At 72.1% G+C, this 12764-nt stretch carries 9 protein-coding genes; 1 reads left to right on the top strand and 8 read right to left on the bottom strand.

The features are described 5' to 3' along the window. Nucleotides 1–266: 266 nt before the first annotated feature. Together merB and ACWD12_RS09110 are read right to left on the bottom strand one after the other, a co-directional pair. Nucleotides 267–932: an organomercurial lyase gene (gene merB, locus ACWD12_RS09115; protein WP_450098975.1), complete on the bottom strand. Its 666-nt coding sequence runs from the start codon at nt 930–932 to the stop codon at nt 267–269. 116 nt (nt 933–1048) lie between these two features. Then, a complete protein-coding gene (locus ACWD12_RS09110) occupies nt 1049–1585 on the bottom strand; it encodes a GNAT family N-acetyltransferase (protein ID WP_450099066.1) in 537 nt (178 codons plus the stop codon). A 98-nt stretch (nt 1586–1683) separates the two neighbouring features. On the opposite strand from ACWD12_RS09110, the gene ACWD12_RS09105 reads away from it, so the two are divergent. Then, on the top strand, nt 1684–2196 hold the full coding sequence (locus ACWD12_RS09105; protein ID WP_450098974.1) for a protein-tyrosine phosphatase family protein: 513 nt from the start codon (nt 1684–1686) through the stop codon (nt 2194–2196). Between the two features lie 100 nt (nt 2197–2296). Here ACWD12_RS09105 and acs read toward each other — a convergent pair whose 3' ends face one another. The 6 genes from acs to ACWD12_RS09075 all read right to left on the bottom strand — a co-directional run bounded on the left by acs (nt 2297) and on the right by ACWD12_RS09075 (nt 12273). Further along, the gene (gene acs / locus ACWD12_RS09100) at nt 2297–4267 is read right to left on the bottom strand and encodes an acetate--CoA ligase (protein ID WP_450098973.1); all 1971 of its coding nucleotides are present in this window, start codon (nt 4265–4267) and stop codon (nt 2297–2299) included. Nucleotides 4268–4373: 106 nt separating this feature from the next. Next, nucleotides 4374–4799: a hypothetical protein gene (locus ACWD12_RS09095; RefSeq protein ID WP_450098972.1), complete on the bottom strand. Its 426-nt coding sequence runs from the start codon at nt 4797–4799 to the stop codon at nt 4374–4376. Nucleotides 4800–4866: 67 nt separating this feature from the next. Then, nucleotides 4867–6558 carry a HoxN/HupN/NixA family nickel/cobalt transporter gene (locus tag ACWD12_RS09090; RefSeq protein ID WP_450098971.1) on the bottom strand — a complete coding sequence of 564 codons (1692 nt, stop codon included), beginning with the start codon at nt 6556–6558 and terminating at the stop codon, nt 4867–4869. Continuing rightward, complete coding sequence (locus tag ACWD12_RS09085) at nt 6555–8054, bottom strand: tetratricopeptide repeat protein (RefSeq protein ID WP_450098970.1); 1500 nt, start codon at nt 8052–8054, stop codon at nt 6555–6557. The genes ACWD12_RS09090 and ACWD12_RS09085 overlap by 4 nt, the downstream gene beginning before the upstream one ends. 70 nt (nt 8055–8124) lie before the next feature. Beyond that, the gene (locus ACWD12_RS09080) at nt 8125–9621 is read right to left on the bottom strand and encodes a DUF4331 domain-containing protein (RefSeq protein WP_450098969.1); all 1497 of its coding nucleotides are present in this window, start codon (nt 9619–9621) and stop codon (nt 8125–8127) included. 192 nt (nt 9622–9813) lie between these two features. After that, a complete protein-coding gene (locus ACWD12_RS09075; protein WP_450098968.1) occupies nt 9814–12273 on the bottom strand; it encodes a SulP family inorganic anion transporter in 2460 nt (819 codons plus the stop codon). Nucleotides 12274–12764: the final 491 nt, after the last annotated feature.

Below are 12764 nucleotides of genomic sequence, written 5' to 3'. Positions count from 1 at the left end.
GGGGCCACGGTCGTTCGTCCGCACCGTGGGCAGCCCGAAAACAACCCCGAACGCCGTCAGTATATCGACAAGAGTTTCCCCTCAGGCCGATGATCGGCGCCGCGGAACCGGGCGGTGACGCTGGGGCCGTGACGCGGTGGCCGCGCCCGGTGTCTCGCCTGGTGGCCGTGTCCGATCGCTGTGTCCGATCGCTGTGCCCGGTCGCTGTGCCCGGTCGCTTTGCCCCGGCCGGGTCTTCGGTCGAAGCTCCGAGCCGCGGCTTCGGATCACAGGCCCCAGAAGGCGCCTTGCAGGCCGACGCCGCGGAAGTACTCGGCGGCCTCGGCGGGTTCGCGGCGGCGGTAGCCGGGGCCGAGGCGGCCGGCGTACCAGCCGCGTGCGAGCTTCCACAGGGTCGCGAGGTCCATGACGTACCCGCGTGTGTCGCCGGTCGCCTTCAACCACGCGTCGACGCAGAGCGGGCGGCAGAACAGCCGCTGGTTGCCGCATGTGCGGACGACGTCGTCCCACATGCGCGCGGTCGGTACCAGGAAGTGCGCGACGTGGTCGCCAGGTGGGGGCGCGTCGCGGTCGACCACCCAGGCCAGGGCCGCGCCGCAGCCGGGGCAGCGCGTCGAGACCAGGACTTCGGGTTCGCCGCCCACGAGGTGCGGGATCGCGAACGCGTCCCACGCGCAGCCGCCCCACCACAGGGTGTGCGAGCCCATCACGGAGAACCCGAGGGGGATCGAGGAGAACGGGTGCGCCATGGCGATCGTGCCGTCGGAGGCCAGGACGATGTGGCGCTGCTCGTGCAGCGTGCGCAGTCCCGCGCGTACGGCGCCCTGGTCGGTCGCGAAGCGCACGGCCAGTTCGGCGGGGGTCGGCGCGCGGCCTTTTGTGGCGAACGCGTCGTACACGGCGATCCGCAGCGCCTCGGTGTCCGGGGTCATGCCCGGCATTGTGCCCCGCCCGGGCGGGGAACGCCCGTGTTCCGGAGTACTTCTGGTGGTACGTCAGATCCGGAGCGCGGCACTCCGCCCCAGCTCGGGAAACCCCATGCCGGCGGTCACGGCCGCGGGTCGAACGTCAGGATCACCCGGTCCTCGACCGGTTCGTAGCCGATCTTCCGGTAGATGCTGTTGCTCGTCGGGTTTGCGAGATCGGTGAACAACAGGACCTCGTCCGCGCCGGCGGCGAGGGCGGCCTCGGTGCGCGCCGCGGTGACCGCGGCCCCGTAGCCCCGCCCCCGGTGCTCCGGAGGCGTGTATACCGGCCCGATGTGCGCGCATTCACCGAAAGGGCCGCCGGGCCGACCGCCTCGGCGAGCGCGTCCGCGAGCGGCGCGAGCGAGGCGTCGGGGGTGCGCGCGAGGAGGACGGGAAAGGGCGGCGTGTGTACGAACGCCCCTGCGACGGCCCCGGATTCGTCGGTCCACCGGCCGAAGCGCGGGGGTTCGGGAGCGAAGGCGTGCGGGCCGCGCTCGCGCAACGCGTGGAGGACCGTCAGGTTCTGGGTGTGGGTCACCGGATCGGCAAGCAGGAAGGCGTCGGCGGCGGTGTCGAAGGCGCCGAGGTCGTCGGTGAGAGTCCGGGCCATGGACCATCATCACGGGATGAAAGGAAGCCGCGCGATTGTTTTTCCGTCGCCGGGAGCGGTGGTGCGCGGGTAGCGTCGCGAGCGCCGAAGGCGAGGGGAGACGCTGTGAGGGTCCGCCAGAGGGACCGCAACACGCCGGGGCCGGACAGTCCGTGGAACGAGATCATCCACAACCTGTGGATGGGCGGGCACTTCTACCGGTCGCCGTGGGGCGAGTACGAACCGGCCGTCGTACGCAACCAGTTCGACGTGGTAGTCAGCCTGTACGAGGCGGAGGGCCACGGCCCGGCCCCCGGTGTCGACCACCACCGCGCGGTCATACCCGACGACCCGCTCAACCCCGCGCAGATCGCGGTGGTCGAGTCGATGGCTGCCATCGTGCGCGGCGCACTGCGCGACGGCCGGCGTACGCTCGTCCGCTGCCACGCGGGCTACAACCGCTCGGGCCTGGTGGTCGCCCAGACCCTTGTCGAACTCGGCTACGACGCCCCGACCGCGATAAAGATCATCCGTGAGCGCCGTTCGCCGTTCGCCCTCAACAACGAGGTCTTCGTCGAGTACCTGGAGGCCGGCCTGAACGTGGCCCGCCTCCTCACCGGGCTCGACGCCCCGGCGTGACGGCCCGCGGGCGGCAGACGCGGACGGGCCCGGGCGGAGCAACTCCGCCCGGGCCCGCGGCCGTTCCCGGGGGCTGACGTCCGTCAGCCCCCGATTTCCGTCAGTCCTCCGACGCGGCCGACGGCAGCTTGGTCTGGATCAAGTCCATAACGGACGCGTCGGTCAGCGTCTGGACGTCGCCCAGTTCACGGTTCTCCGCGACGTCGCGCAGCAGGCGGCGCATGATCTTGCCGGACCGCGTCTTCGGCAGCTCGGGCACGATCAGGACCCGCTTGGGCTTGGCGATCGGGCCGAGCGTCGCGCCCACGTGGTTGCGCAGTTCGTCGACGATGCCCTCCGCCTCCGCGGCGCTGCCGCGCAGGATGACGAACGCCACGATCGCCTGCCCGGTGGTCGCGTCCGTCGCGCCGACGACCGCCGACTCGGCGACCTTCGGGTGCGACACGAGCGCCGACTCGACCTCGGTCGTCGAGATGTTGTGGCCGGAGACGAGCATCACGTCGTCGACACGGCCGAGCAGCCAGATGTCGCCGTCCTCGTCCTTCTTGGCGCCGTCGCCCGCGAAGTACAGGCCCTCCCAGCGCGACCAGTAGGTGTCCTTGAAGCGCTCGTCGTCGCCCCAGATCGTGCGCAGCATCGACGGCCACGGCTCGGTCAGCACGAGGTAGCCGCCGCCTCCGTTCGGGACCGGCCGGGCGTTGTCGTCCACGACGTCGGCGGCGATGCCGGGCAGCGGGCGCATCGCGGATCCGGGCTTGGCCTCGGTGACACCCGGCAGCGGGCTGATCATCATCGCGCCGGTCTCGGTCTGCCACCACGTGTCGACGATCGGGCAGCGGTCGCCGCCGATGTTCTTGCGGTACCACATCCACGCCTCGGGGTTGATCGGCTCGCCGACCGAACCGAGGACGCGCAGCGACGACAGGTCGAACTTCGCGGGGATGTCGTCGCCCCACTTCATGCACGTGCGGATCGCGGTGGGGGCGGTGTAGAGGATCGTGACGCCGTACTTCTGCACGACCTCCCACCAGCGGCCCTGGTGCGGGGTGTCGGGGGTGCCCTCGTACATGACCTGCGTGGCGCCGTTGGAGAGCGGGCCGTACACGATGTACGAGTGGCCGGTGACCCAGCCGATGTCGGCGGTGCACCAGTAGACGTCGGTCTCGGGCTTGAGGTCGAACACCGCGTGGTGGGTGTACGACGCCTGTGTCAGGTAGCCGCCCGACGTGTGCAGGATGCCCTTCGGCTTACCGGTGGTGCCGGAGGTGTAGAGGATGAACAGCGGGTGCTCGGCAGCGAACGCGCGCGGGGTGTGCGTGTCGGGCTGCGCGTCCACCACGTCGTGCCACCACACGTCGCGGCCCTCGGTCCACGCGACGTCCTCGCCTGTCCGGCGGACCACGAGCACATTGCGTACGTCGGGACACGACGCGAGCGCGTCGTCGATGGCCGGCTTGAGGGCGGAGGGCTTGCCGCGCCGGTAGCCGCCGTCCGCGGTGATGACGATGCGCGCGTCGGCGTCCTGGATGCGCGACGAGACGGCGTCCGCCGAGAAGCCGCCGAAGACGACCGAGTGCGGCGCGCCGATGCGCGCGCACGCCAGCATCGACACGACCGCCTCGGGGATCATCGGCAGGTAGATGGCGACGCGGTCGCCGGCCTCGACGCCGAGCCCGGTCAGCGCGTTGGCGGCCTTGGAGACCTCGCGCTGGAGCTCGGCGTACGTGATGGCGCGGCTGTCGCCCGGCTCGCCCTCCCAGTGGATCGCGACGCGGTCGCCGAGGCCCGCCTCGACGTGGCGGTCCACGCAGTTGTAGGCGACGTTGAGCTCGCCGTCGGCGAACCACTTCGCGAACGGCGCGTTTGACCAGTCCAGCGTCTCGGTCGGGGCGGTCGCCCAGGAGAGGCGCGCGGCCTGCTCGGCCCAGAAGCCCAGCCGGTCGGCGTCCGCCGCCGCGTACGCCGCGGCCGTCACATTGGCCGAGGCTGCGAGCGCGGGGGGCGGCGGGAAGCGGCGCTCCTCTTTGAGCAGGTTGGACAATGCGTCGCGGTTCTCGGCTGCGTCACTCACGCGTTTTCCTCCGTCAAACAGACTTTGCGTGACATCTTCTATCGCCTGTAGCGAATCAGTGACGGGGCGGGGCTGACAAGGGGCCGAAAGAAATTGGTTTAGACCTTTAGGGGGCCGCTGCCTCCGGGTCTTCCATGGGCTCCGCGGGAGGTTGTCCACTGCCCCCGAGATCCGGTGCGATCAGCCCCGGATCGGCGCCGAAGCCGAGGAAGAGATCGGCCCAGCGCTTGTCGAGGTCGGTTGCCGCCTTGCCGTCGCAGAAGGGCTTCAGGCCGTTGGCCGTGTAGTGGCGGAGCATCTCGAACACCTTGCCGGTGTCACCCTCCTCCTCCGACGTGTACTCGACACCGGGCTCGTTGCGCTGGTGCTCCTGGCAGGCGGCGGTGCCGGGCGCGGGAGCGAACGCGCCGTCCCCGGCGGCGGGTGCGGCCTTCTTGCCGCCGCCTCCGGAGCACGCGGTCAGCAGGGCGAGGGCGGACGCCGCGGCGGCTATGGCGAGCCGTCGCCGGATCGTGCTCGTGGTGCGGGTCATGGCTGGTTCCTCTCACTGGAGCGGACGGGTGGGATCCGGTGCCGTGGTCGTCCCGGGCAGGGCCGGTTCATCCGAAGGCGGAGGGTGAAGACAGTCCGCGCCACGCGAGGACGAGCCCCACGGCGACGACGAACAGGGCGGTGAGGGCAGGTGCCCGGCGCAGGACAGGCCGGGTCAGCCGGGCGAGGCGGGAGGTGCCGGGCAGGCGTCGGCGTACGCGCTCGCGCACCCGTACGAGGAGCAGCCCCGCGGCCGTCAGCACTGCCGCCATGCCCAGGCCGTACGCCAGCACGAGCAGCACGCCGAAGGCGGTCCGGCCGAGAGCGATGGCACCCAGCAGGACGACGAGCGCGGACGGGCTCGGTACAAGTCCGCCGGCTATGCCCATGCCGACCAGAAGGCGGCGTCGGGGGCGGGCGGTCGACGTCTCGGGACGTGTCGCAGGCGTGTGAGAGTGGGCCGGGGTCTGGGCGTCGGCGTGCGTGTGACCGTGCTCGGCGGTGTGTCCGGCGGCACTGGGCTGTGCGCCGTGTCCATCGTGGTGCGGCGCGGCAACGGCCGCTGCGACGAGGACGCGTTCGTGCGCGTGGCCGTAGTGCGCGTGGCCGTCGTGCGCGTGGTGGCCGTCGCCGTGCTCGTGCGCGTGGCCATGGGCGAGCCCCTCGCCCCGCAGCGCCGCGCGCAGCAGGCTCACCCCGACCGCCACCACCAGAACGCCGCTTGCGGCGCCCAGGTAAGCGATCACCGTGTCGCCTGTCAGCGATGCCGAACCGGTCAGCAGCAGCCCCAGCACCAGGACCCCCGCAGTATGCGTCAGCGTGACCGTCGCCCCCACGGTCACCGCGTCGCGTACGCCCTGCCGCCGCCCGTCCGCACCCCGCAGTGCCAGGTAGGCGGCCATCACCGTCTTGCCGTGGCCCGGCAGCGCCGCGTGCGAGGCACCGAGCAGCAGGGCCAGCAGTACGGCCGCGACACCCGCGCCCACCGTGATGCGGTCGGCGCCGACCAGGTTGTGGAACGTGTCCTGCACCGCGCCGTACGCGTCCTCGACGAAGACCGGGAGCGGCCCGTCCGGCGCGGCCGCCTTGCCGGGCGCCGCGTCCGTACCCGGACGCGTTTGCAGATCGATCGCGCGTACGTCGAGCGGGGAGCTGAGCAAGTCCGTTGGGTAGGAACGCAGTTGCGTGCTCGCACTGACCCGCGGCGTACCGTCGTCCGGCAGCGCGACGCCGTCTCCGACAGCGGTGAACTCGCGCCACCCCACGCGGTCGCCGAGGTGGGAGGTTGCCACCTTGAGCCGGGCTTCCCGCGTGAGGTCCACCGGCGCGGTCAATTCGCACTCGACTCGGGTTGTGGCCAACCCACCGCTGCCGCGCGGCTGCTCGGCGCGGGCGGCGATGACGCGGACGGAGGACGGGCGGTCGTCGACGGTGATCCGCAGGTCACCCGCGACGCCTGCGCATGTCCGGCCCGCGTACGCGGCGAGTTCCGCGGGTGCGGCGGTGCCGTCGCGGTCGGTGTCGATGCGCTCCCGCTCCTGGAGCGTCGGGATCTCGGCGAGGTCCACCACTGCGAAGTCGTCGACACGGTCCGGCCGCACGGTCAACCCGTGGTACTGGTTGACGCTCAGATTCCCGAGCGGGTGCGCGGACGCGGCCGGACCGGCGGCGAACTGCCCGGTGACGGCCAGTGCGAGGGCCCCGAGGACCACGGCCGCGCGCCGCCGCCATGTCCCCTGCCCGGCAGCCGTGGATGTCATGCCGCACCTCCGCGCGCCTGCGCCTGCGCCTGCGCCTGCGTCTGTACCTGCGCGTGCGCCTGCGCCTGCGTCTGCGTCTGCGTCTGGGCTGGGACTCCGGCCTGCGCCTGCGCATTCGTCGGCTGTGCCCGCCGGGCGACGGCCGCCTCGACGGCTGCCAAGTGCCCGACTGGCAGCGGGTCGCGCCATCCGCCGGAGACCGCGCGCCGGGCGTACTCCAACGCCTCGCCGTCACGGCCGTTGCGGTGCAACGCCCATCCGAGCGCGTCCGCCGCGAAGACGGACGGCGCGCGTCCCCACTCGGCTTCGGCCCGCCGCAGTGCCTCGGCAGGGTCGCCGTGATCGGCTTCGAACTGCGCGCGGGCGAGGTCGTCGCGTGCTCCGTTGGCCTCCAGGAGGGCGAAGGACGCCGCGGCGAGGTCGTATTGCGTACGGGCTTCGGCGGGGCGGCCGGTGGAATCCAGGAGTTCGCCGTACTCGACCAGGAGCCCCGGCACGGGCAGCGCGGCGGTTGCGGCGGCGTACTCCGCGAGCGCCTCTTCGCGGCGGTCGACTGCCGTGAGCGCGGCCGCGCGTCCCGCACGCAGGGCGGGGTCACCGGGTGACGCGAGCAGCCCTGCGTCGAAGTGGGCCACCGCGCCCGCCGGATCGCCGGTACGCCGGGCGAGTTCGCCGAGGTAGCGACGGCAGAACGCGATCTCGTCCGACGTCGCCGCGATCTCCAGCGCGCGTTCCAGCGCGGCTTTCGCGCCGGCCGTGTCGCCTCGCAGTTCGAGGTCGTAGCTCGCCCGCGTGAAGGACGCGACGGACGGGCGCAGATCAAGCATGCGCTGTACTGCGGCCGTCGCCTCGGCGGCGGCCCCCAACTGCGTCAGTGCGTCCGCGAGAGCCCCGTGGGCGGCCGCGTCGAAGGGCTCCGCCGCCACGGCCCGCGCGGCGAACCCCCGTGCCGTCACGAAGTCGTGGCGGGCGTTCGCGAGGGCGGCCAGTCCGACGAGCGCCGGTACGTGCGCGGCCGAACCGGGCGTGCTCGACGCGAGCGCCCGCGTCAGCGCTTCCTCGGCGCGCGGGTAGTAGGCGGGGTCGCCGGTCACGCGGGCCTGCTCGACGTACGCCGCGCCCAGCGTTGCCAAGGTGCGTGCATCGTCCGGGGCGTTCCGCAAGTTGCCCTGCGCCGCCGCGATCACGGCGTCGAGCGAACCGCGGCCGGAGGATGCGTCCGGTACGGGCGGCACCGCGGCGGAGGGCGCCGCCGGGGCCGACCTGCCGTCCGGGAGGGTCAGCAGGGCCGGGACGCCGATCAGGAGGGTCGCGGCGGCGGTGGTCGCGGCCAGCAACCGGAGCGCGCGCGTGCGGCGTTCGCGCGGAGGCGCGTCGGGCTGTGCGGCGGACTGCGCGCCAGGCCGTGCGCCAGGATGCGCGTCGACCGGCCCGCCGGTCCGCGTGGTGGCACGGTTCGTACCGTCGGACCTTGTGGTGGTCACCTGCTCGGTCATGCGTGCTCCCCCCAAGGAGCCCGGCCGGGGGCGGTCGCCCCCGAGCCGGTGTCCGTCGAAGAAAGTCGGGTCAGCTCTTGGGCAGCGCGCGATTGACCGGCCAGTACTCCGGCAGTCCCACGTACGGAAACGAGTTGCCGAAGCCCTTGTTGTTGACGTCGACCATGTCGCCCTTGGCCAGTGCCGGCACGAGCTTGCCGGTGGCCGCGGCGCCTTCCAGGGCCTGGAGTTCGATGTCCAGGACGTCGTCGGTCAGCCTGCGCCCGTTCGGGAAGCCGGCCAGGTCGCCGCCGAGCACGCCGAGCCTGTTGGGCTTCGCGGCGGGCGGCACCGACATGTTCAGCCGCAGTTCCTCCGCGGGCACGAACTTCTTCGGGTCGACGTCCTTGTTGAGGAGCTGGGAGTTGAGGTCCGCCTGGATCGGGCCGTTGGTGGCCTTGGCGATGCCGGTCAGGAAAATCTCCACCAGGTCGGCGCGCGGCGTGGCGGGGGCCTTGAGGCCGTAGATCTTCTCGATCAGCTGCGGCACCTCGGGGTTGTTGACCCGGTCGACCAACTCGGGCACCTTCGCGTCCTGGTCGGGAGTCAGGGCGTTGAAGCGGTCCTTGAGCGCGGCCGGTACGACGACCTCGTTGACCAGCGGGTTGCCGAGCCGGGAGACCTGGACGAACTTGCCCCAGTCGCGGTTCTTGCCGTCCTCGGTGACGATGTCGAAGCCGCGGCGCTCGGTGGTGCTCCAGATGCCGATCACCGGGTTGCGGGCCGCGTCGCCGTTCAACGCGAGGGTGTTCTTGGGGAGTTGCAGCGCGATCGTGTTGACGTTGTAGCCGGCCACGGTGTCCTGGCCGACCTCGCTGAGGTCGCCGCCGTACAGCAGGTCGAAGACGCGCAGGTCGAGGAAGAAGGGGTCCTCGGTCTGACCCGCGAACACCTTGCCTCCGCCGGGCACGTCCGTGAGCGCCGCGTCGCGCAGTGCGCCGTAGTTCGGCATCGACGCCTTGCCGACGTTGGACGGCGCGGCGACCGCGTTCTCGACGAGCTTGCGCGGGGCCTTGCCGGGGCGGATCTCCTCGACGGTGTACGTCTGCCGGAACAGCAGGTTCTCGTCGTCGAGCGAGGTGACCGGCCCGTTGTTGTACAGGAACGTGCTGGTGCCGCGCTTGTCCTGGTTCTTGAAGGTGAAGCGGTACGTCACGTCCGGCTTCGCGTCGCCGTCCGCGTCGACGTTGAGGTTGTAGCGCGCGTCGGCGGCGAACGGGTAGAAGTTCGGCCCGCCGTTGGGCTCCTGGAACGGTACGAAGTTCGCGATCAGCGTGACCGAGTCGGTCTTGTCGGGGCTGACGAACGCGTACACGTCGGTGTTGTCCAGCTGCGGGCTGGTGGCGATCAGCGGCGCCTCGCGGTGGCTGGACGCCCCGGCGGGGCCGCTGCCCGGCAGGGCGACGGTCGCGGTGGCGAGGAACGCCCCGGCGCCCAGCAGCGCGACGGCGGGTGTCAGGCGCCGTCGCGGCGCGGATATGTGCGCGGCCGTGCCGGGACGTCCGGCCGTGCCGGTGGTACGGATCATGTCGAATGTGCCCCTTCGGTCCTGGGGACGGTTCCGCGCCCGCCTCGCGGCAGGCGCGGAACCGTCAGGTCGGACCGGGTCCCCGGTGCGCACCGCCACGACGCCTAGGTCGTCCTGCGTGGCGGTGCGTGTCTGTGCTCACCCCTCTTTCGGAGCCGGACGGCCGGAGGTTGGGCGCGAATTCGGATTTCCTCAGGGCCTTCCCGCGGCGGCCGCTTCGAGGGCCTCCTCAGGCTGTGCGTCGGGCGCATTCCGGCTCGCGGGCCGGTCCAGCGGCGCGACGACGGGCTCGAACTGGCCGGTGGCGGCGTCGTGCACGTACATCTGCGCCGATGCCAGGTCGAAGTACAGCCCGAACAGGCGGAGTTGGCCGTCCTCGACGGCGCGGTGCACGACCGGGTGGCCGAGCAGGTTGTCGAGCTGTTGCAGCACGTTGGTGAGGCAGAGCTGCTCGACGGGCGATGGCGCGTACCCGGACAGCGTCGGGGCCGGCCGCTGCGTGTAACGCTCCACGCTGGTACGGCCGTTGACGAGCCAGCGGCGCAGGTGCGGGGTGTGGTCCGGGAGGCCCTGCGCGGCAGGGGCGGCTTCTGCGTCCTCGGCGTCGCCACGGGACGCCTTGCCCGCGTCCGCGGCTGCCTCCGATGTCGTGGCGGCGGTGTCCGCGGGCACGCGGTCCGCGGCCTCCTCGCCCCGGTCCGACGCTCCCGCGAGGAGCGCCTGCATCGCGCCGCAGCCCGAGTGGCCGCACACGGTTATGCTGCGGACGCCGAGGACCGAGACCGCGTACTCGATGGCGGCGCCCACCGAGTCGTCGGCGCCCCCGTGTGTCTCCGACCCGTGCGGGTGCGGGGGCACGAGGTTGCCCACATTGCGCACGGTGAACAGGTCGCCGGGTCCGCTCGCGGTGATCAGGTTGGGGACGATCCGCGAGTCCGCACAGGTGATGAACAGCTGGGCGGGGTTCTGCCCTTCGAGGGCCAGGCGTTCGAGGAAGGGTTGGACGAGCGGTGCGGTACGCAGCTGGAACTCCCGGGCGCCGGCGACCAGCGGGTGCGCTGGCGGGCGGCCGCGCCGCGGGTGCAGGCGCTGCCAGTGCCACCACGGTGCGAACCAGCGCGCGGACGGGGTCGGCCCGATGCGGCGCGAGCCCGGCTGGCCGCCGGCGGCCCGGCCGTAATGGTCGTCGTGGATCTCCTCGATCTCGACCTGCCCGCCGCGCGCGACATAGGCGTTGCGCCACGTGTGCACGGCCTCGAACGCGGCCTGGTCGAGGTAGTCGACGGTCAGGTCGAGCACGACGTGTTCGCCCGTCGGCAGTTTGTCGAGGACGCGCGAGAGGCGCGGCACCGACAGGAAGGTGAGTGCGCCGTGCACCTCCACGTGCAGCGCGCCGTCGCGCTCGTACGTGTGCACCGTGCTTCGGCTGAGCCGCAGCAGCGCCATTACGACGGCCGCGATGACGCCGAGGGCCACACCCTCCAGCACGCCCGCGACCACGACGCCGACCACGGTCGCGACGTACGCCGGGAATTCACGGTGCCGGTGCACGTGGCGGATGTGCGCGCGGTTGACCATCTGCATGCCGACGACCATGACCAGCGCGGCGAGTGCGGCCAGCGGGATGCGCTCGACCATGCCGCCCAGGAGGCCGACGAACAGGAGGACCCACAGGCCGTGCATGATCGTGGCGGAGCGCGTGGTGGCGCCCGCACGGACGTTGGCCGTGGAGCGGATGGCGCCGCCCGAGATCGGGAAGCCGCCGACCATGCCGGAGACCACGTTGCCGACGCCTTGGGCGGCGAGTTCGCGGTCGAGGTCGGAGCGCTTGCCGTGGTGGAGGCGGTCGGTCGCCACCGCGGACAGCAGGGACTCGACGGCGCCGACGACGGCCACCGTCACCACGGCGGTGACCAGGCCCGCCCAGCCGAAGCCGACCGGGACCGAGGGCAGCGCCAGGGCGGCACCGGGCAGGTCCACGCGTGCGACGTCCAGGCTCGCCAGGGTGGCGACCGCGGTGGCGAGGGCCACGGCGACCAGCGGGCCGGGTACGCGCCGCAGCGCGTTCAGCCGCTTCGGCAGCAGCGGCCAGGCCAGCAGCACGGCCACCGTCAGTACGCCGACGGTCAGTTCGGGCATGCGCAATGCCGCCAGCTGGCCGGGGAGTTCGTGCAGATTGTCGAGCGCCTCGCTCTGCGGCGAGCCGCCGAGGACCACGTGCAGCTGCGCGATGGCGATCACGATGCCGATTCCGGCGAGCATGCCGTGCACGATGGCGGGGGACAGCGCCAGCGCGGCGCGGGCGACCCTGGCGAGGCCGAGCAGGATCTGCAGGAGCCCCGCGACCACGGTGATCGCGCAGGTGACGCGCCAGCCGTAGATCGGGACCAGGCCGGCGACGACGACGGTCAGGCCCGCGGCGGGGCCGCTGATCTGGAGTGGCGCGCCGCCGAGGGTGCCGACGACGAGGCCGCCGACGACCGCGGCGATGATGCCGGAGGTCAGCGGGGCGCCGGCGGCAAGGGCGATGCCGAGCGAGAGCGGGATCGCGATGAGGAAAACGACCAGGGATGCGCCGAGGTCGTGGCGGACTACTGCGTGGGCACGCAGTGCGGTGCGGGCCGCCTTGGGCGGGCGCGTGGGGAGGGTCATGATCCCGTCTCCTCCGGGTGGTCAGCCGCCGCGGCCGGGGATCGGCTCGGGCGGTTGGTCAGGCGGTGGACTGGCGGGTGGCCGGGTGGCGGACGCCTTGTGGGCGGGTGCCTTGAGGGCAGGGTTGCCGTACGGCCGTGTTGCCTGGTGGGGGCGCGTCGGCGTTGCGGGCGGCTGGGCACGCGGCAGCCGAACGCCAAGATTGCACTAAGTAGTCTTTACGCTACCTTCAGTTTCTCATCGAGAAACGGTAAAAATCCCGCTCAAACGGGTGAAACAATTGCGCGCGTCGTCTCCGTGACCTTTCGGTCCACGTGCTAGTTGTCACCTACGGTGATGTGCTTTGCTTCACATCACCCGGTGGTGATCATTGCCATTTGCCGGGTATGCGGCGGTGGTTGCCGATAGTCCGTGCAACCGAAGCGGCTCCGGGGTGCGTGTCTGTGGGCAAGTGGTCGTGCCAGATGCGTCCCAAACCGCGGGGTCCTGCC

Source organism: Streptodolium elevatio, from assembly GCF_053592165.1.
Note: the sequence above shows the minus strand (reverse complement) of the source record. Positions and strands in the feature narration are given on the sequence as shown.